This window comes from Streptomyces fildesensis (assembly GCF_016107395.1).
Taxonomy (GTDB): Bacteria; Actinomycetota; Actinomycetes; order Streptomycetales; family Streptomycetaceae; genus Actinacidiphila; species Actinacidiphila fildesensis.
On the sequence record NZ_JAAIKO010000035.1, the window covers coordinates 69840 to 89555 of the forward strand.

Below are 19716 nucleotides of genomic sequence, written 5' to 3' on the forward strand. Positions count from 1 at the left end.
GGCGGCGCCACGGCGCGTGCGCGCTCAACCCGTCGGCAGCCAGCCGACCTTGCCCGCCAGCAGCGCGTAGCCGACGAAGGCGACCGTGTCGATCAGGGCGTGCGCGGCGACGAGCGGGCCGACGCGTCCCCATCGGCGGTAGAGCAGGACGAACACCACGCCCATCACCATGTTCCCGATCATGCCGCCGACGCCCTGGTACAGGTGGTAGGAACCGCGCAGCACCGCGCTCGCCGCCAGGGCGGCGGCCGGGGACCAGCCCAACTGCCCGAGCCTGCGCAGCAGATAGCCGACGACGATGACTTCCTCCAGCACCGCGTTCTGCACGGCGGACGCGATCAGGACCGGGATCTTCCACCACACGTCCGGCAGCGACTCCGGCACCACCGTGAGGTTGAACCCGGCCGCGCGGACGCCGAGGTAGAACAGCAGCCCGGTGCCGCCGATCGCGGCCGCGACCAGGGTGCCGCGCCCCAGGTCGCGGCGGGGTTCCTTCAGGTCGAAGCCGATGGAACCTATCCCGACCCGTTCCCGGGCCAGCAGATGCGCGACCAGGGCGACCGGGACCAGGGCGGTGGCGATCCCGAACAGCTGCCAGGCGAGGTCGAGCCAGGGCCGGCCCGGCGCCTGGGAGCCCACCAGGGTGGCCGCCTGGTCCTTGAGCGAACCGGGCTTGGTCAGCGACCCGACGAAGCTGATGAGCGCGCCCACACCGCTGGCGCCGAGCGACAGGGCCAGTACGAGCAGGGTCTCGCTCCGCAGGGTCCGCCGCGCGAGTCCGGCCTCCGCCCCGTATGACTCTGTGTGCACCCGAGCCTCCATTTACGTCATCCCGCCTCGGTACCGTTCCCGCTTGGCTAGGGTCTCGAAAAAAGATACGAAGATCGCGCGCGACAGGCCGGAGCACCCCTCAGGAGAGACCCAACAGCCATGGGACGTCACCGCATTCCAGTTGAGCCCCGGGAGGCCGGCGGAGCGCCGCGCCCACGGGTACGCCGCCGCACCATAGCGGTCACCACCAGCTTCGTTCTGGCGATGGGGGCCGGTACCTTCGTCGTGCTCCGCGGCGGCCTGCTGCCGCTGAGCGGGCACTGCGCGGAGGGCGTGGTCAAGATCGCTGTCGCCGCCTCGCCCGACATCGCGCCCGCTCTCACCACCATCGCAAAACAGGCCAGGGCCACCGGCGTGAAGACCGACGGGCGCTGCCTCGACGTCACCGTGACCTCGCGTGCCTCGGCCGATGTGGCGGACGCCCTCGGCAAGGCCCCGACGCACCCCGGCTTCCAGGTCTGGATCCCGGACTCCAGCGTCTGGCTCGACCAGGTGACCATCGGCGGCCGCGGCACCCCGTTGTCCTCGATGACCAGCATCGCCCGCTCCCCCGTCGTCGTCGGCACGCTGCAGGCGCAGGCCAAGGGCCTGGGCTGGCCCGCCAAGGCGTACACCTGGGCCGATTTGACCACGGCCGCCGGTGAGAAGAGCAACTTCCGCCTCGGCACCGCGGATCCCGCGCGCAGCGCGACCGGTCTGCTCGGGTTCACGATGATCACGTCGTCGATCGGCCGCAGGGGCGGTGACGTGGACACCGAGTCGGCCGCCGCGGCGAAGATGCTGGCGCAGTACACCGCCCCGGGCGACGCGCAGATCGTGGCCACCCTGCCCAACGACAGCAGCACGTCGGAACTGCAGAACCCGCAGCGCAACCAGGCGCTGGTGATCTCGGAACAGGCGGCGTTCGTCCGCAACACCGCGGGCGACGGCCGTCCCGGCCTGAAGCTGTTCTATCCCAAGGACGGCTCCGTCGATCTGGACTACCCGTACGCGGCGCTGGACGACGACACGCTCTCCACCGACCAGTCCCGGGCCGTGTCGCGCTTCATGTCACTCCTCGGCAGCGACGAGAGCGTGCGCCTGCTGTCCGCCCGCGGTTTCCGGCCGGCGACCGGCGCCCCCGACCCGGCGCTGGTGGTCGGCGCCGGCGGCCAGGAGCCGCAGCCGGTCGGCGCGGAGCCGGTACCCGCACCGTCGGGACAGGCCCTGCAGCAGCTGCGCGTCATGTGGCAGATCACCGTGCAGAGCGCCCGGATCACCACGGTCGTCGACGTCTCCGGCTCGATGGCGGCGCCGGTGCCCAGCACCGAGGGCAAGACCCGGCTGGACGTCACCAAGGCGTCGCTGCTGCAGGCGCTGACGCAGTTCACGCCCGAGGACGAGGTGGGCCTGTGGCGGTTCTCCACCCGGCTCGACGGCTCCCGCGACTACCAGAAGATCGTCGAGACGGCCCGGCTGGGCGTACGCACCGCCCAGGGCACCACCCAGCGGGACCGGCTGACCGGCGCGTTCGGCGCCCTGCAGCCCGTCGAAGGCGGCGCGACCGGCCTCTACGACACGACGCTGGCGGTGTACCAGGACGCCAGGAAGTCGTTCGCCGCGGGCAAGTTCAACACGGTCGTCGTCCTCACCGACGGTGCGAACGAGGACCCGGGGAGCATCTCCCTCGACGCCCTGACCGCCAAACTGAAGGAGCTGGGCGACCCCGCCCACCCCGTTCCGCTCATCGTCATCGCGGTCGGCCCCGACGCCGACAAGTCCGCGTGCGACCGCATGGCCAGGGCCACCGGCGGCGCGGCGTACCGGGTGACGGACCCCGCGCAGATCCAGGCGGTGCTGTTCAAGGCGGTGGTGGCGGCCGCGGCGAGCGCGGCCGCAGCCACTGGCTGACGCCCTCCGGAGGCCGCCACCACGGGCCGGCGATGCCCTCCGGAGCCGGTGGGCCGGCCGGGACCCCGGTCAGCTCACCGGCCAGGTGTGCACCGGCTCGCCGGAGTGCATGAGCTCGCAGTAGCGCAGCGTCATCGACACCAGCGCGGCCCGCCGGTCGAGGCCGCGCTCCAGCGCCCGGTGGAACACCGCCGACTGCCATTCGGCGCCGTTGGTGCGCAGCCGGCAGCGGGCCTCGATGATGCCCAGGTAGCGGTCGCGGTCGACGGGCTCGATACCCCAGGCGTCGAGCCCGGCCGACGCCAGCGGCAGCAGCTCCTCCAGCACCAGCTCCGTGGCCGGCAGCTCCACGAGCCCGCCGCCCCGCCCCGGCCGCGGCCAGTGCATGACGGCGCCGATGCCGTGCCGGCAGGCGGCGTCGAAGTTCGCCGCCGCGGCGCCGAACGGCAGCCGGTGCCAGACCTGGCGGGGCGCCTCGGCCAGCGCCCGCACCAGCCCGTAGTAGAAGGCCGTGTTGGCGATGACATCGGCGACGGTGGGTCCCGCGGGCAGCACCCGGTTCTCCACCCGCAGATGCGGGACGCCGTCCACCACGGCGTACACCGGGCGGTTCCAGCGGTAGACGGTGCCGTTCTGCAGGGTGAGTTCCTTGAGGTGCGGCACGGTCCCCGCGTCGAGGGTCGCCAGCGGGTCCTCGTCGTCGCAGATCGGCAGCAGCGGCGGGAAGTAGCGCAGGTTCTCCTCGAACAGGTCGTACGCCGAGTCGATCCAGCGCTCCCCGAACCAGGTGAGCGGGCGTACGCCCTGGGCCCGCAGTTCCTGCGGCCGGGTGTCGGTCGCCTGCTGGAACAGCGGCGGCCGGGTCTCCCGCCACAGCTCCCTGCCGAACAGGAACGGCGAGTTCGCTCCCACCGCGACCTGCGGCCCGCTCAGCACCTGCGCCGCGTTCCAGACCGCCGCGAACCGGGCGGGCGTCACCTGCAGATGCATCTGCATGGAGGTGCAGGCCGCTTCCGGGGCGATCGATCCCGAGGTGTAGAGCAGATGCTCCACCCCCGCGATGTCCAGGGTGATGTCCTCGCCGCGGGCGGCCAGTATCCGGTCGTTGAGCAGCGTGTACCGGTCCGCCCTGGACAGGTTCGCACCCACCAGATCCTGTGCGCTCAAGGTCGGCAGAATACCCACCATGACGATGTGCGCGCCGACTTCGCGGGCCTTGCGGTCCGCGTATCCCAGCCCGATGCGCAGCTCTTCCGCGAGCCGGTCGAGCACCCGTCCGGAAAGATGATGAGGGGCGATGTTCACTTCAATATTGAACTGCGCCAGTTCCGTCTGGAAATCGGTGCTGGCGATCCGCTCCAGCACCTCTTCATTCATCATCAGCGGCAGACCTGCCGAATCAGCGAGATTCAACTCCAGCTCGAGTCCCATGAGATTCCTGGGCCGGTCGAACCTCTTCTCGTCCAGCAGTCGCTCCAGTCCCATGAGACACTGGCGAAGCTTCATCCGGTACCGCTGCCGGTCGGACAGGTCGAACCCGGTGGCTACGACCTTCTCCCCCATCGGAGCGTCCCTCCTCGAGTGGGCCGTGTGACGATGATGCCCAACCCATAAGATCGATAACGGTCCGGCGGCGCCGAGCGCAAGCTAAGCTGCCGGATTAGACACTCCGGCACATTCCCCCGGCATGGTCGCGCTAACCTGGCATGAGGGGTACCCCTCGTGACAAAGACCGACGAGATCCAGCCGTCCGCAGCGGCAGGGAATGTGCAGTTCGCGGGAGCGTACTCCGGCGCAAATGCGGAGGAAATATCTGGCGAGGAAGGCCTATTACCTTCTTGCCGGCAATGCCCGCGACAGCTAGCCGAAACACTGCGTGAACACAGGTCGTATAAACTTCGCGCACAAGGCAGAGACTCCGCGATCCGTCGGACGTAGCCTGCGCAGGAACCCCCTCACCGCCGCACCGCTGACAGTGCCGTCCGCACCCGCCCAGCACCACCGTGTCTCCGACTGAGAGGCAACCCACCATGCCGCTGCATGTCCCCGCTGTACCCGCACCCGCCCTTCGGAGTGTCCTCGCCGCCCTGAGTTCGCCCACCGCCGTTCTGGAGGCGCGTACGCCGGCGCTCCGCTCGGCCGAGGGCCCGCTCATCCCCGAGCACCCGCTGCCGGTGCATGTCTTCGAGCCGGCCGCCTCGGGCCACGGGCTGCCGCACGCCCGGCTCACCGGCTGGCGCTTCCACATCCGCGCAGGCGACCGTGTCGCGGCAGCGGGCGAGACCGTCCGCACCCCGGACGGATGGGCGTTCTCGCACTTCTCGGAGGGCCCGTACCTGGCCTCCACCGAACGCGCCCTGCGGCAGGCGGAAGCCCTCTCGACCGCCTACCAGCCGCATCTGCTGTCCGTGCCCGGGCTGTACATGCTGGCGCTCTGGCTGCACAGCGACATCTCGGCCGAAGCCGGCTCCGCCCAGCCCGCCCCGGCCGATCTGCTGGTGCCGCTCGCACCGGCGCCGCCGGGGATCGCCGCCCACCGGCTGCACCGGCTGTCCGATCTGGTGCCCGTCCTCACGCTGCGACTGGCACCCGCATCTCTTCTGGGGTCTGCTGTCTGACGCGCTGCCGGACGGCGGGCGGACGCCCCCGTGACCCTTGGGTCACGGGGGCGTTGTCATGTGCGTACCGTGACGACGTAGCCCGGATCGGTCATCTGTACCACCCGGAAAGGCACACGCTGTGAGGGCAACCGCCCGGTCGGGTGACGCGTCCTCACCTAGCAGGAACAGCTCGCGCGAAATCCCTGCGGATTCCGCTCCGTGGGGCAACACTGGGACCGACCGAACGAACGGGGGCGGTTATGAACCAGGTATCAGGCCAATCCGACCGCACGACTCCTCTACAGCAGCGAAAGACACCTTCCATGTGCCAGCACCAGCCGCAGTGTCCCACCGCCGAGTGCTCCGACCGGGAGGCCGCCCTCATCGTGGCCCACCACCCGGAGCAGGGCTGGAGTCTGCTGTGCAACGGCGTCCTCCTCTTCGAGGACACCGGCGAGCTGCTGCCCGACGGGCAGATCATCGCCCCGCACCGGCCGCTGGGCAGCGAACAGATCGCCACGGCCGCCTGAAACCGCCGGACCCCGCCGACAGCAGCGGGGCCCGGACAGTATCCGCGGACGTCAGTAGCAGTAGGACGACCCCGACGCGGGTACTACGCGTCGTACTCGTCGAGCGGCGGGCACGAGCACACCAGGTTCCGGTCACCGAAGGCGCCGTCGATGCGCCGGACCGGCGGCCAGTACTTGTCCGCGGCCGACACGCCGGCCGGGAACACCGCCTCGTCGCGGGAGTACGGCCGGTTCCATTCCCCGCCCAGCGACGCCGCGGTGTGCGGGGCGTTGCGCAGCGGGTTGTCCTCCACCGGCCACTGACCGGAGCCGACCTTGTCGACCTCCCGGCGGATGGCGATCATCGCCTCGCAGAACCGGTCCAGCTCCGCCAGGTCCTCGCTCTCGGTCGGCTCGATCATCAGCGTGCCGGCCACCGGGAACGACATCGTGGGCGCGTGGAAGCCGTAGTCGATCAGGCGCTTGGCGATGTCGTCCACCGAGACGCCCGTCTCCTTGGTCAGCGGCCGCAGATCGATGATGCACTCGTGCGCGACCAGACCGTTCGGGCCCGTGTAGAGCACCGGGTAGTGCGGCTCCAGCCGCTTGGCCACGTAGTTCGCACCGAGCACCGCGACCTGGGTGGCGCGCCGCAGCCCCTCGCCGCCCATGAGGCGTACGTACGCCCAGGAGATCGGCAGGATGCCGGCCGAGCCCCACGGCGCCGCCGAGATCGGGCCGACGCCGGTGGCGGGCCCCGCGGTCGGCTGCAGCGGGTGGTTGGGCAGGTACGGAGCGAGGTGCGCGCGGACCGCGACCGGGCCGACACCGGGACCGCCGCCGCCGTGCGGGATGCAGAAGGTCTTGTGCAGGTTCAGGTGCGAGACGTCCGCGCCGAACTTGCCGGGCTTGGCCAGGCCGACCAGCGCGTTGAGGTTGGCGCCGTCCACGTACACCTGGCCGCCGGCCTCGTGCACCGTCGCGCAGATGTCGGTGATGTTCTCCTCGAACACACCGTGCGTGGACGGGTAGGTGACCATGAGGACGGCCAGCTCGGAACGGTGCTGCTCGATCTTGGCGTGCAGGTCCTCGACGTCCACGTCGCCGTCGTCGCGGGTCTTGACCACGACGACCTTCATGCCGGCCATCACGGCGCTCGCCGCGTTGGTGCCGTGCGCGGAGGACGGGATGAGACACACGGTGCGCTGTGTGTCGCCGTTGGCGCGGTGGTAGGCGCGCACCGCGAGCAGCCCGGCCAGCTCGCCCTGTGATCCGGCGTTGGGCTGGATGCTGACCTTGTCGTAGCCGGTGACCTCGGCGAGCTGGTCCTCCAGCTGGTGGATCAGCGTGAGGTAGCCCTCGGCCTGCTCCACCGGCGCGAAGGGGTGCAGCCCGGCGAACTCGGGCCAGGTGACCGGTTCCATCTCGGTGGTGGCGTTGAGCTTCATCGTGCACGAGCCCAGCGGGATCATGCCGCGGTCGAGCGCGTAGTCACGGTCCGAGAGCCGGCGCAGGTAGCGCAGCATCGCGGTCTCGGAACGGTGCTGGTGGAAGACCGGGTGCGCCAGGTACGTGTCATCGCGCAGCAGCCCGGCGGGCAGCGCGTCCGGAACGGCGGCGTCGAGCGCCTCGACGTCACCGGTCACCCCGAAGGCACCCCACACCGCGGTCAGCTGCTCACGGCCGGTGGTCTCGTCGCAGGAGATGCCGAGCAGGTCGGCGTCCCGCTCCCACAGGTTCACGCCCGCGGCGCGGGCGGCGGCGGCGACCTCGGCGGCGCGGCCGGGCACCCGGACGGTCACGGTGTCGAAGTACCCGTCGTGCACGACCTCGACGCCGCCGGCTCGCAGGCCCTCGGCCAGGATGGCGGCGTAGCGGTGGGTGCGCAGGGCGATCTGGGCCAGCCCGTCCGGGCCGTGGTAGACCGCGTACATGCCCGCCATGACGGCGAGCAGCACCTGGGCGGTGCAGATGTTGCTGGTGGCCTTCTCGCGGCGGATGTGCTGCTCACGGGTCTGCAGGGCCAGCCGGTACGTCTTGTTGCCGTCCGCGTCGACGGAGACACCGACGAGGCGGCCGGGCAGGCTGCGGGCGAACTTCTCACGGACGGCCATGTAGCCGGCGTGCGGGCCGCCGAAGGCCATCGGGACGCCGAAGCGCTGGGTGGTGCCCACCGCGATGTCCGCGCCGAGCTCACCGGGCGGGGTGAGCAGCGTCAGGGCGAGCAGGTCGGCGGAGACCGTGACGATCGCGCCCAGCTCGTGCGCCCGCTCGATGACCGGCTTGAGGTCGCGTACCGCGCCGGAGGCGCCGGGGTACTGCAGGAGCACACCGAAGACGCCGCGCTCGGCCACCTCGTCCGGGATGCCGTCGGTCAGGTCGGCGACCACGACCTCGACGCCGGTCGGCTCGGCGCGGGTCTGGATCACCGCGATCGTCTGCGGGAAGCAGTCCGCGTCGACCAGGAACACGCCCTGCTTCACCTTGCCGACCCGGCGGGCCAGCGACATGGCCTCGGCGGCGGCGGTGCCCTCGTCCAGGAGCGAGGCCCCGGAGGTCGGCAGCCCGGTGAGGTCGGCGACGACCGTCTGGAAGTTCAGCAGCGCCTCGAGCCGGCCCTGCGAGATCTCCGGCTGGTACGGCGTGTACGCCGTGTACCAGGCGGGGTTCTCCATCACATTGCGCAGGATGACGGGCGGGGTGAACGTCCCGTAGTAGCCCAGGCCGATCATCGGCGCCAGCACCTGGTTGCGGTCCGCGAGGTCACGCAGCTCGGCGAGTATCGCGGCCTCGGTGCGGCCGGCGGGCAGCCGCAGCGCCTCGACGCTCTTGATGGTGTCCGGCACGGCGGCGGCCGTGAGCTCGTCCAAGGAGCCGTAACCGACGTGAGCCAGCATCTTGGCCTGGGCACCGCCGTCGGGGCCGATGTGGCGCTGTTCGAACGGGATGCCGCTCTCGAGCTCGGAGAGTGGGATGCGGTGGGCAGTCATCTACGGAGGCCTCCTGGTCTGACACGACCTGCGAGGGGTGCCGCGGCGCGGGCACCCGAACGGCCTCCCCCTCTGTCATCACAACCTGAGAGCTTCACCGTGCTGCCTAAAGCACGACTTTCACCGTCGGTGAGGCCGGGTCCCGCGCATGAGTCATGCCCGGTGCCCGCCCTGCTTTCCAGAGTGACCTCATCCATGCGGTACCGGTTGCCTGAGAGATTCCGGGGAGGATTTGCTCCTTCGGCGCCCCCGACACGATCTCGGAGGACTCTCCCGCATGGGGTCTGCAGCCGCCATTCAGCCTACCAGCGGGGATGGGGGCGGATTCCTCGTGGATCCCTCGAGTCGACACCGTCCCCAATGTGGCCTTTGGTTGGTCTAGCAGAGCAGCACCGATCTGTTGGAGGGACCGTGCAGACCGATATTGATCCCCGCAGCCTGATCGGCCGCCGGGCCCTGGACAGCGACGGGGCGAAGATCGGCACGGTCGACGAGGTGTATCTCGACGACGCGACCGGACAGCCGGAGTGGGCCGCGGTACGCACCGGGCTGTTCAGCCGTGACGCGTTCGTACCGCTGGAGCCGAGCGAGGTGGTGGACGGGCAGCTGCGGGTCCCCTTCCCTAAGGCCCTCATCAAGGACGCCCCCGACTTCGGCGTCGGCCGCCATCTCTCCCCCGAGCAGGAGATCCAGCTCTACCACCACTACGGCATGGACGTCCCGTCCGCGGGGACCGAGGCCCCCAGCGCCGGAGACCACGACTTCGGCCGGCTGGCCGGCGAGGACTGAGCGACCGGAGACCATGTGCCCAGGTCAGGGCACCAGCGGCAGCGGTTCGGCCGCTTCCAGTTCCGGATCCTCCACGGCGAACGTCCGCACCCGGCCCGGTACGCAGTCCGTCGGCTCCTCGAAGCGCACGGTCACCCGTCCCACGCCGCTGCCCTGCACCCACCCGGCACCGAATTCCGTGTGCCGCACGTCCTGCCCCGGCATCCACCGCACGGCCCGCGCGGGCTCCGCCGGCGGCGCCGGCCGGCCCTCCGGATCCGCCGCCTCCCGCTCGGCCTGCTCCGCAGCGCGCACCGCGGCGGCCTCCGCCACGAGCTCGGCCTCCAGCTCGGCGGCCTGGGCGAACAGGTCCTCCTGTGTGAAGTCGGCGAGCCCGGTGACGCCCACACCCAGCAGCCGGACCCCGTTGGCCGTGTCGACGGGGTCCAGCAGCCGCCGCGCGGTCTCCCGCACCACTCCGGGGTCGTCCGTGGGCGCCCGCAGGGTCTCGGACCGGGTCAGGGTGCTGAAGTCGTAGCTCCGTACCTTGATCACCACCGTCCGGCCCGATCGCCCGGCCTCCCGCAGCCGCCGCACACAGCGGTCCGCGAGCCGGTCGAGCTCCGAGCGCACCCGGAACCGGTCGGTGAGGTCCACGTCGAAGGTGTCCTCCACCGAGACGGACTTCGCGTCCCGGTCCGCGACCACGGGCCGGCTGTCCAGGCCCAGGGCCATCGCGTAGAGCGAGGCGCCGTGCGCCTTGCCGAGCAACTGCACCAGCTCGGACTCCCCGGCCAGCGCCACCTCGCCGACCGTGCCGATCCCGGCGCGGCGCAGATGCTCACCGGTCGCGGGCCCGACGCCCGGCAGGACCCGGACCGGCATCGGGTCCAGCAGCGCCCGCTCGGTGCCGGGCTCGACCACCACCAGGCCGTTCGGCTTGCCCTGCTCGGAGGCGATCTTGGCCAGCAGTTTGGAGCCCGCGAGCCCCACCGAGGCCGTCAGCCCCGTGGCGGCCCTGATCCGCGCCCGTACCCGCTCCGCCACCTCACGAGGGGCCTCGGTCGTCCCGCCCGCCTCCAGGTCCACGAAGGCCTCGTCCAGGCTGAGTGGCTCCACCAGCGGCGACAGCTCCCCGAGGATCCCCATCACGGTCTCGCTGACCCGCCGGTACAGGTCGAAGCGGGGAATGAGGTAGGCGGCATTGGGGGCCAGCCGCCGTGCGTGCGCCATGGCCATCGCCGAATGGACGCCGTGGACACGTGCCTCGTAGGACGCGGTCGCGACGACGCCGCGCGGTCCGAGACCGCCGACCACGACCGGCTTGCCCCGCAGGCTCGGCTTGGAGGCCTGTTCCACCGCGGCGTAGAACGCGTCCATGTCCAGGTGCAGGATCGTCGGAGCGGTTCTCACGTCACCGATGCTCCCGCACGGCACTGACATTCACCGTACGGCCGTACGGCGAACGGTTCACCCCACGCGGTTGCGGCGCCGTGCCAGCTCGTCGGAGGGGTTGTGGCCGGCCAGCGTCTCACCGGTGTCCACCCGCTCGCCGTGCAGCTGCGAGAGGGAGCTCTCGACGTCCCGCCACACCACTCCGACGGCGATCCCGAAGACGCCCTGGCCGCCCTGGAGCAGGTCGACGACCTCATCGGGCGAGGTGCACTCGTACACGGTGGCGCCGTCGCTCATCAGGGTCATCCGGGTGAGCTCGGCGGGTGCGGTGGTGCGCAGGTGGCGTACGGCGGTGCGGATGTTCTGGAGGGAGACCCCGGTGTCCAGCAGCCGCTTGACGATCTTGAGGACGACCACGTCCCGGAACCCGTAGAGGCGCTGCGCGCCTGTTCCGTAGGCCGCCCGGACGCTCGGCTCGACCAGGCCCGTACGCGCCCAGTAGTCCAGCTGGCGGTAGGTGATGCCGGTCGCCGCGCACGCCGTCGGCCCCCGGTAGCCCACCGTCTCGGTCTCGGGCTCCGCCGCGCCGGCCACCGCACCGCCGGCCGGTGCGGGCTGCCGGGCCAAGGCCCCATGGGTGGGATACGGGCCGCCCGTGGCCATACCGTCGCCGGTGCTTCTCACGCCGCCCTCCGTCCCTTCGCGTCCCGGTCGGCACGTGCACGTGCCAACGGGACTTTCCATCTCGACGGTAGGCAGTCACTCGGGGTGCGTCAACGATCGCCACACTCGGCACGCCGAGTGATATCAACCCCAAGAGTGGTTTCGCGTGCCCCCGAACGGGGAACGGCTAGCCGGATGGGCCAAAAAAGCCCGCTACTGGTTGCTCGTGCCGAAGTCCTCCGGCGAGATCTGGTCCAGGAATTCGCGGAACTTCTCGACCTCGTCCTCCTGCTCGTCCGGGATGGCGATCCCCGCGTCGTCCAGCACTCCGTCGCTGCCGTAGATCGGCGTTCCGGTGCGCAGGGCCAGCGCTATGGCGTCGGACGGGCGGGCGCTGACCTCGACACCGCTGGCGAAGACCAGCTCGGCGTAGAAGACACCCTCGCGCAGATCGGTGATCCGCACTTCGGTGAGCGTCTGTCCGACCGCTTCGAGCACGTCCTTGAACAAATCATGGGTCAGCGGGCGAGCAGGCGTCATGCCCTGCTGCGCGAAGGCGATGGCCGTGGCTTCCCCAGGCCCGATCCAGATGGGTAGATACCGGTCGCCTCCCACTTCGCGCAGGAGCACGATCGGTTGATTGGAGGGCATTTCGACCCGGACACCCACGACGTCGAGCTCGTTCACACAGTAACCCTAGGACGTGCCCGGCCGGTTTGGGTAGTCGAGCATCCCGCACGGCGGACTTGACAGGTATCGCACAGCTTCTCAGAAGAGCCGCAGGCGAAGGGCGGACTGGACCATGGCGGCGTGCAGACGGACCGACAGCGCGGCCAGTTCCCGGGCGGTCGTCTCGGCGTGTGTCCGGGTCTGCGGGTTGCGGTGCCGCCGCAGCGGGGCGACCACCTGCTCCACCAGGCCGACCTCCCGGTCGGCCGCGGCCTTCACCGCGCGCAGATGGCGCGGTTCGAGCCCGAAGCGGCCCAGGTCGACGATCAGCTTCCCGATGTTCACCGCTTCGGCGTCGTAACCGCCGTCACGGCCGGCTTCCACCAGGCCGTAGGACTCCCACTGGTCGAGGTCGGCCGGCTCCGCGCCGGTGGCGGCCAGCAGTGCCTCCCGACCGATCCGCAGCTCGCCGGAGCCTTCGGTGGCCGCCGTGCCGTCCGCGAGCTCCCGTGCCTCGCCCGGCCCCGGCAGCGGAATCTGCTCACCCCGGTCGAGCGCGTCCAGATGCTCCCGGATCACGCGCAGCGGCAGATAGTGGTCCCGCTGCATCCGCAGCACATGGCCCAGCCGCTCCACATCGCGCATCGCGAACTTCCGATAGCCCGAAGGAGTGCGCTGGGGCTCCACCAGGCCCTCCGCCTCCAGGAAACGGATCTTGGAGATGGTGACCTCGGGGAACTCGTCCTGCAGGTGGGTCAGCACGGCCCCGATGCTGAGCAGCCGGCCGTCCGCGGTGGCGGTGCCGTTTCCGGCACCGCCTGACGGTGTTCTAAGCATGGGCCTTCCCTGAGGGTCCCCCCGGACGGAGTCCAGGGGATTCAGATGCCGCCCTGGCTCGCGTAGAAGACCAGTCGGTACTTACCGATCTGGACTTCGTCGCCATTGGCCAGGGACACGGAGTCGATCCGCTCCCGGTTGACATACGTGCCGTTGAGGCTGCCCACGTCCGAGACCGTGAAGCCACCGTCGGCAGCCCGGCGGAACTCCACGTGGCGGCGCGAGACGGTGACGTCGTCCAGGAAGATGTCGCTCTGCGGGTGACGGCCGGCCGTGGTCAGTTCGCCGTCCAGGAGGAAGCGGCTGCCCGAGTTCGGGCCGCGGCGCACCACCAGCAGGGCGGAACCGATCGGCAGCGCGTCCACGGCCGCCTGGGCCTCCGGGGACAGCGACGGCGTCACGATCTGACCGGTCGCCTCGGCCTCGTAGGCCTCCAGCCCCGAGATCGAGATCGTGGACGTGGTCTCCGACGGCCGTTCGGACGGAGCCCCGGCACGCAGCGGCGCACCACAGTTGGAGCAGAAGCGGCTCGCCTCCGCGTTGGTGTGCCCGCACCTCGTGCATACCGGCAAGGCCGTCATGGACTGAGCCTCCTGCCGCGGATCGCCCGCGGGGACGTTCGAAGCGTACGGAGCGGAGGGAAACCCTCCACCCGTACTTGAGGTTGATGGTTCTCCGAAACCTATGCGGCCGGACGCGGCAGGGTCAACAGACGCCACACCTTGTCCGCCCGAAATGTCGCCGTAGGCCCCGGCGGGCTCGTCGCGGAACAGCGGCCGCCCCTCGGCCGCGCCGTCCTCCTGCCCGTGGCGCGGGGCACGATGACGCGCGGTAGCGGGATCACCGGCCTGCTTGGCCTGCCGCGCGCTCTTGCCGAACAACTTCCCAAACAACTTCACGGGCGATTCCCCTTGACCGAAACAGACCCGCCCGTGGGGCAGGACGAACCCTCGCTACACACAGTTTCCAACACGGACCACCCCGACGAAGTTCCGACCCCCCGCGTCACTGTGATGACGACCGAGCGTAGTCAGGCTGCTTCGATGGCCGCAAGGCGTCCACGACGATCTTCTCAGAACGGACGACATCCGCCGTGGCCTGCTCCTTCTTCAAAGTCTGCACCACTCCACCAGGAATATTGAGCGCCGGCTCCAGGTCCTGCGGATTTCCGATGACTTTGAACCGGTAGGGCTGGACGACTTTGTGGCCGTCGATCTCGATGCCGTCGGAACCCTGGGTGAAGTATGTGTCGGCCACGACCCGTACATCGTTGATCTGGATCGCCTCGGCCCCGGCCGCTCGCAGCTCCTGCAGGGTGTCCAGCAGCTTGTCGGCCTCCAGGCCGCCCTTGGGGTCCGCGATCGTCAGATTGATGCCGGGGCCCTGCGCGGCGACCGTACCGGCGAGCACACCGAGCTGCTGCGCCTTCTGCTCGGTCTGCTTACGGGCCTCCTCGGCCTGGTTGGAGCTGGTCTCCAGTTCGGAGCGCTGGGTCTCCAGCCGGCGCTTCTCGTCCTGGAGCCGCTGCGTGCGGTTGTCGAGCTCGGTCAGGATGCGCACCAGGTCCTCCTGACGGGCGCCCCGCAGGGCCCCGCTGTCACTGGTGGAGCGCACCTGGATGGCCAGCCCGAGACCCAGCACGAACAGCAGCAGCGCGACGATGAGCTGCGCCCGGGACAGCCGCGGCGGCCACAGCCCCGCCAGCAGCCGCTGCCGGCCGGTCTCGCCGGGGGCCGGCTTGGCGGGCCCGGCGTCCAATGCCGGGGCGGCAGGCACCTCGGGCGGCAGGGTCTTCCCGGGCCGCGCGGGCGCGTCGTCCGGCTCGGGGGCACCGGAGTGCCCCGGGGTCTCGGCGCGCTCCGGTGCTCCGGCGCTCTCGGGGACGCCGTCGCTCTCGGGCGTCACGGCGCGCTCGGGGAGTTCTTCGTCGCTCATACGGCGGTCACGCCCGGAAGACGTGGCGGCGGATGGCAGCCGCGTTGGAGAAGATCCGGATGCCCAGGACCACGACCACACCCGTGGACAGCTGCGCGCCGACACCGAGCTTGTCCCCGAGGAACACGATCAGCGCGGCCACCACCACGTTGGAGAGGAAGGAGACGACGAACACCTTGTCGTCGAAGATCCCGTCGAGCATCGCCCGCAGACCGCCGAAGACGGCGTCGAGCGCGGCGACCACGGCGATCGGGAGATAGGGCTCGACCACTGTCGGCACGACGGGGCGGACCACGAGTCCGACCACGACTCCCACGACGAGGCCCAGTACGGCGATCACTTCGTACCCTTCCCTGTTCTGGCGGCGTCCGCCTTCGTGTTGCCGGGCACCGGCTTGGCGTAGCGCACGATCAGACTGGGGGCGGCCGGCAACCGCACCTCGTCCTCCGCGGAGATGCTCGCGCGAATCCCGTAGCTCTGCTGCAGTACGTGCAGATACTGCCCGTCCGCGCTCTCCTGGAAGGCCGTGCTGAGCCGCTGGCCGTCCCCGATCGCCAGCACCGTGTACGGAGGCGCCAGCGGCTTGTTGTCGACCAGTATGGCGTCACCGGCGGCACGAATCGCCGACAGCGCCGTCAGACGCTGGCCGTTGACGGAGATCGCCTCGGCTCCCGACGCCCACAGCCCGTTGACGATCCGCTGCATGTCACGGTCGCGCACCCGGCCGGTGTCGGAGAATCCGTTGCTCTCCCGCGGCCCGCCGCCGTTCCCCGTCGACGCCTCCTTGGCGTCGTCGACGACCAGCTTCACCCCCGGACCCTTGACGGGCGTGGCGCCCGCCTCCAGCGCCACCAGGGCGGTACTGCCGACGCCCTGGTCGCCCAGGGCCGCGCGCTGCTTCGCGTCGACCTCGTCGCGCAGCTGGTCCACGTTCTTCTGCAGAGCGTCCGCGGAGCTCGTGCCGGACTGGATGCGCTCGATCAGCTTCTGGCGTTCCAGCGCCACCGTGGGCGCCGCGACATTCGCCTGCGCGGCCCCGAGCGTGACGACCAGCGCCGCCAGCACCAGCCCCACGGCGAACCCCAGCTTGGCCCGCAGCGTGGTGGGCAGCCGTGAGCTGCCCACCACGCCACGACGCTCCGCCGCCTCCGCGTAGCCGTCGTCGAGGCTGTGATCCATCACGTTGGTCAGCAGCGACATCGAGGCGTCGGGGCGCCGTGGCGGGGCCTTCGGGCTGGGGCTGCTCCCATCCTGGTGCTGCTGCGGCATGCCGCACATCGTTGCACGTCGGGGCCGCTCCACTCGAACGGCCCCCTTACGGCGCGCCGTTCGGGCCCGGAATCAGCGACCCGCGCCCTCCACGATCGCCGACCACTCGTCGAGCAGCTCCTGGGCGGACGCGTCGTCCGGCCCTTCCGCCCACAAATGGGTGACCGCTTCCGCGGGGTCGGGCAGGACCATCACCCAGCGGCCGTCGGGCTCCACGACGCGGACGCCGTCGGTGGTGTCCACCGACCGGTCGCCCGCGGCCTCGACCACGCTCCGCATCACGAGCCCCTTGACCGCCCACGGTGTCGCCACATCGCGGCGCAGCACATGGGCGCGCGGGATCCGGGCGTCGATCTGGCTGAGCGTGAGCTGGGTACGGGCCACCAGGCCGATCAGCCGCACGAACGCCGCCGACCCGTCGAAGACGCTGCTGAACTCGGGGATGATGAAGCCGCCCCGGCCGTCGCCGCCGAAGATCGTGCTCTCCGCCCGGCCGACCCGTGTGAGGTCGTCCGGCGACGTCGTCGTCCACGCCACCTGCGTGCCGTGGTACGCCGCCACCTGCTCGGCGATACGGGTCGTGGTGACCGGCAGTCCCACCCGTCCGCTGCGCCGTTCGGCCGCGACCAGGTCCAGCATCACCAGCAGCGCCCGGTCGTCCTCGACGATCCTGCCGCGCTCGTCCACCAGCGACAGCCGCTCACCGACCGGGTCGAACCGGACACCGAAGGCGGCGCGCGCCGAGGCGACGATCTCGCCCAGCCGCACCAGCCCGGACCGGCGCTCGTCCGCGGTCTCCGTCGGCCGGGCCTCGTTCAGCCCGGGGTTGATGGTGAACGCGTCGACGCCCAGCCGTCCGAGCAGGCTCGGCAGCACCAGCCCCGCGCTGCCGTTCGCCGCGTCCACGACGACCTTCATCCCCGACTCCGCGACACCCGAGGTGTCGACGGCCCGCAGCAGCGAACCGGTGTAGGAGTCGAAAACGCTCGACGGGAAGCGCAGGTCCCCGATCTCACCGGGGAACGCACGCCGGTACTCCTGGCGGGCGAAGACCCGGTCCAGCTTGCGCTGACCGCCCGCCGACAGGTCCGCGCCGCGCTCGTCGAAGAACATGATGTCGACGGAGTCCGGGGTGCCGGGGGTGGTCCGGATCATGATGCCGCCGGCGCTGCCGCGCGCCGTCTGCTGCCTGGCCACCGGCAGCGGGACGTTCTCCAGGTCCCGGACGTCGATGGCGCTGGTCTGCAGGGCCGAGATCACCGCGCGCTTCAGCGCTCGCGCACCACGGGAGTGGTCGCGGGCCGTGGTGACCGTGGACCCCTTCTTCAGCGTGGTGGCGTAGGCACCGGCCAGCCGGACGACCAGTTCCGGGGTGATCTCCACGTTCAGGATTCCCGAGACACCGCGCGCACCGAACAGATGCGCCTGGCCCCGCGATTCCCAGATGACCGACGTGTTGACGAACGCGCCGGCCTCGATGGTCTTGAACGGATAGACGCGGACGTTGCCCGCGATGATCGACTCCTCGCCGATCAGGCACTCATCGCCGATCACGGCACCGTCGTCGATCCGCGCCGCCCGCATGATGTCGGTGTTCTTGCCGACCACACAGCCGCGCAGGTTCGTTCCCTGACCGACGTAGACGTTGTCGTGAATCACGGCCTTGTGCAGGAACGCCCCGGACTTGACGACCACGTTCGAGCCGATGACCGTGTGCTCGCGGATCTCCGCTCCGGCCTCGACCTTCGCGTAGTCCCCGATGTACAGCGGACCGCGCAGTACCGCGTCGGGGCTGACCTCGGCACCTTCGGCCACCCAGACGCCCGGTGAGATCTCGAAGCCGTCGAGATCCACATCGACCTTGCCCTCGAGGACGTCCGCCTGCGCCTTGATGTAGCTCTCGTGCGTGCCGACGTCTTCCCAGTAGCCCTCGGCGATGAAGCCGTAGACCGGCTTGCCTTCCTTCATCAACTGCGGGAAGACATCGCTCGACCAGTCGACGGACGTGTCGGCGGCCACGTAGTCGAAGACCTCGGGCTCCATGACGTAGATGCCCGTATTGACGGTGTCGGAGAAGACCTGGCCCCAGGTCGGCTTCTCCAGGAAGCGCTCGACCTTGCCCTCTTCGTCCACGATCGTGATGCCGAACTCCAGCGGGTTGGGCACCCGCGTCAGGCATACGGTGACAAGTGCGCCCTTTTCCTTGTGGAATTCGATGAGCTCGGTGAGGTCGAAGTCCGTGAGCGCATCGCCCGAAATCACAAGGAAGGAGTCGTCCTTGAGCGCCTCTTCGGCGTTCTTCACACTCCCGGCTGTCCCGAGTGGCTTTTCCTCATTGGCGTAGGTGAGCTCCATGCCAAGTTCTTCGCCGTCCCCGAAGTAATTCTTGACGAGGGATGCGAGGAACTGCACGGTCACCACGGTCTCGGTGAGACCGTGCCGCTTGAGCAGCGTCAGCACGTGCTGCATGATCGGCCGGTTCGCAACCGGCAGCAGGGGCTTGGGCATACTCGAGGTCATTGGGCGAAGGCGCGTGCCTTCACCGCCGGCCATCACGACGGCCTTCATGTCGGAAAAGTCCTCCTTGCGGCTCAATCAGCCGTGGCGTCCATCCGCACAAGTCTGCGGACCTGCACTACATAGAGGATCCCTGCCCACCAGTACAGAGTTGTACCCCATCCGGCGAACGCCCATCCGCAAATTGCGGCCAGCGTGGCGAGCCATCCGCTGCCATCACTCAGCAACAACAGCGGGAAGGCGTACATCAGGTTGAAGGTGGCTGCCTTGCCCACGAAGTTCACCTGCGGCGGCCCGTATCCGTGCCGCCGGAGGATCAGGAGCATTACCCCCATCATCACCTCCCTGGCCAACAGGAGCAACGGCAGCCACAAGGGGAGGATGTCCCTCCAGGTGAGCCCGATCAGGGTGGACAGTACGAACAGCCGGTCCGCGGCCGGGTCGAGGAGCCGGCCGAGATTGCTGACCTGGTTCCACCGCCGCGCGAGCTTGCCGTCCAGATAGTCGCTGATGCCGCTGAGCGCGAGCACCAGCAGAGCCCAGCCGTCGGCCTTCGGACCGCCGAACTCCGGCCACAGGATCAGCCACAGGAACACCGGAACGCCCACCAGGCGAGCCATACTCAGGATGTTGGGGATCGTGAAGATCCGATCCGTTTGCACCCGTGTCTCCTGGACCTCCACCGGGGGCCCCTCCTGTATGTACGTGCCGATGATTCCACCCGACCCTACCCCAGACGACAAAAAGGCCTGGCCTCGGATCGAAGATCCGAGGCCAGGCCTCGTAATAATTGTTCGGCGGCGTCCTACTCTCCCACAGGGTCCCCCCTGCAGTACCATCGGC

Annotated in this window: 17 protein-coding genes and 1 riboswitch; of the genes, 4 read left to right on the forward strand and 13 right to left on the reverse strand. The window is 70.1% G+C overall.

Features of this window, described 5'->3' with window-relative positions:
* Positions 1-24: 24 nt before the first annotated feature.
* Positions 25-822: a CPBP family intramembrane glutamic endopeptidase gene (locus C6N31_RS31765; RefSeq protein ID WP_138357385.1), complete on the reverse strand. Its 798-nt coding sequence runs from the start codon at positions 820-822 to the stop codon at positions 25-27.
* A gap of 108 nt (positions 823-930) precedes the next feature.
* Between C6N31_RS31765 and C6N31_RS31770 the strand changes: the two genes are divergently transcribed.
* Positions 931-2721, forward strand: a complete 1791-nt coding sequence (locus tag C6N31_RS31770; RefSeq protein WP_198358756.1) for a substrate-binding and VWA domain-containing protein — start codon at positions 931-933, stop codon at positions 2719-2721.
* A 69-nt stretch (positions 2722-2790) separates the two neighbouring features.
* On the opposite strand, the gene C6N31_RS31775 is transcribed toward C6N31_RS31770, so the two are convergent.
* A complete protein-coding gene (locus C6N31_RS31775; RefSeq protein ID WP_138357387.1) occupies positions 2791-4284 on the reverse strand; it encodes a glutamate-cysteine ligase family protein in 1494 nt (497 codons plus the stop codon).
* A 467-nt stretch (positions 4285-4751) separates the two neighbouring features.
* On the opposite strand from C6N31_RS31775, the gene C6N31_RS31780 reads away from it, so the two are divergent.
* Positions 4752-5339, forward strand: a complete 588-nt coding sequence (locus C6N31_RS31780) for a hypothetical protein (RefSeq protein WP_164297890.1) — start codon at positions 4752-4754, stop codon at positions 5337-5339.
* A gap of 305 nt (positions 5340-5644) precedes the next feature.
* Positions 5645-5851 carry a DUF5999 family protein gene (locus C6N31_RS31785; RefSeq protein WP_138357389.1) on the forward strand — a complete coding sequence of 69 codons (207 nt, stop codon included), beginning with the start codon at positions 5645-5647 and terminating at the stop codon, positions 5849-5851.
* 83 nt (positions 5852-5934) lie between these two features.
* Here C6N31_RS31785 and gcvP read toward each other — a convergent pair whose 3' ends face one another.
* Entirely contained in the window at positions 5935-8820 is a 2886-nt protein-coding gene (gcvP, locus tag C6N31_RS31790) for an aminomethyl-transferring glycine dehydrogenase (protein ID WP_198358758.1), read from the reverse strand.
* A 188-nt stretch (positions 8821-9008) separates the two neighbouring features.
* Positions 9009-9106: riboswitch (glycine riboswitch) on the reverse strand.
* A 125-nt stretch (positions 9107-9231) separates the two neighbouring features.
* On the opposite strand from gcvP, the gene C6N31_RS31795 reads away from it, so the two are divergent.
* The gene (locus tag C6N31_RS31795; protein WP_244809023.1) at positions 9232-9609 is read left to right on the forward strand and encodes a PRC-barrel domain-containing protein; all 378 of its coding nucleotides are present in this window, start codon (positions 9232-9234) and stop codon (positions 9607-9609) included.
* 24 nt (positions 9610-9633) lie between these two features.
* On the opposite strand, the gene C6N31_RS31800 is transcribed toward C6N31_RS31795, so the two are convergent.
* The 10 genes from C6N31_RS31800 to clsA form a co-directional block, all read right to left on the reverse strand.
* Positions 9634-11001, reverse strand: a complete 1368-nt coding sequence (locus tag C6N31_RS31800) for a DNA polymerase IV (protein WP_138357392.1) — start codon at positions 10999-11001, stop codon at positions 9634-9636.
* A gap of 57 nt (positions 11002-11058) precedes the next feature.
* Positions 11059-11667, reverse strand: a complete 609-nt coding sequence (locus C6N31_RS31805) for a MerR family transcriptional regulator (protein WP_198358759.1) — start codon at positions 11665-11667, stop codon at positions 11059-11061.
* Between the two features lie 192 nt (positions 11668-11859).
* On the reverse strand, positions 11860-12333 hold the full coding sequence (locus C6N31_RS31810) for a bifunctional nuclease family protein (RefSeq protein ID WP_031518684.1): 474 nt from the start codon (positions 12331-12333) through the stop codon (positions 11860-11862).
* A gap of 81 nt (positions 12334-12414) precedes the next feature.
* Positions 12415-13152: a transcriptional regulator FtsR gene (gene ftsR, locus C6N31_RS31815; RefSeq protein ID WP_138357394.1), complete on the reverse strand. Its 738-nt coding sequence runs from the start codon at positions 13150-13152 to the stop codon at positions 12415-12417.
* Between the two features lie 41 nt (positions 13153-13193).
* Positions 13194-14093: an FHA domain-containing protein gene (locus tag C6N31_RS31820; RefSeq protein WP_232485908.1), complete on the reverse strand. Its 900-nt coding sequence runs from the start codon at positions 14091-14093 to the stop codon at positions 13194-13196.
* 64 nt (positions 14094-14157) lie between these two features.
* Positions 14158-15087 carry a DUF881 domain-containing protein gene (locus tag C6N31_RS31825; protein ID WP_138357396.1) on the reverse strand — a complete coding sequence of 310 codons (930 nt, stop codon included), beginning with the start codon at positions 15085-15087 and terminating at the stop codon, positions 14158-14160.
* Between the two features lie 7 nt (positions 15088-15094).
* Positions 15095-15427: a small basic family protein gene (locus C6N31_RS31830; protein WP_030364457.1), complete on the reverse strand. Its 333-nt coding sequence runs from the start codon at positions 15425-15427 to the stop codon at positions 15095-15097.
* Positions 15424-16365, reverse strand: coding sequence for a DUF881 domain-containing protein (locus C6N31_RS31835; RefSeq protein ID WP_138357397.1), 942 nt, complete (start codon positions 16363-16365; stop codon positions 15424-15426). Before C6N31_RS31835 ends, C6N31_RS31830 begins: the two co-directional genes overlap by 4 nt.
* Before the next feature lie 63 nt (positions 16366-16428).
* Positions 16429-18924 carry a mannose-1-phosphate guanyltransferase gene (locus C6N31_RS31840; RefSeq protein WP_138357398.1) on the reverse strand — a complete coding sequence of 832 codons (2496 nt, stop codon included), beginning with the start codon at positions 18922-18924 and terminating at the stop codon, positions 16429-16431.
* A gap of 23 nt (positions 18925-18947) precedes the next feature.
* Complete coding sequence (gene clsA, locus C6N31_RS31845; protein WP_138357399.1) at positions 18948-19556, reverse strand: cardiolipin synthase ClsA; 609 nt, start codon at positions 19554-19556, stop codon at positions 18948-18950.
* Positions 19557-19716: the final 160 nt, after the last annotated feature.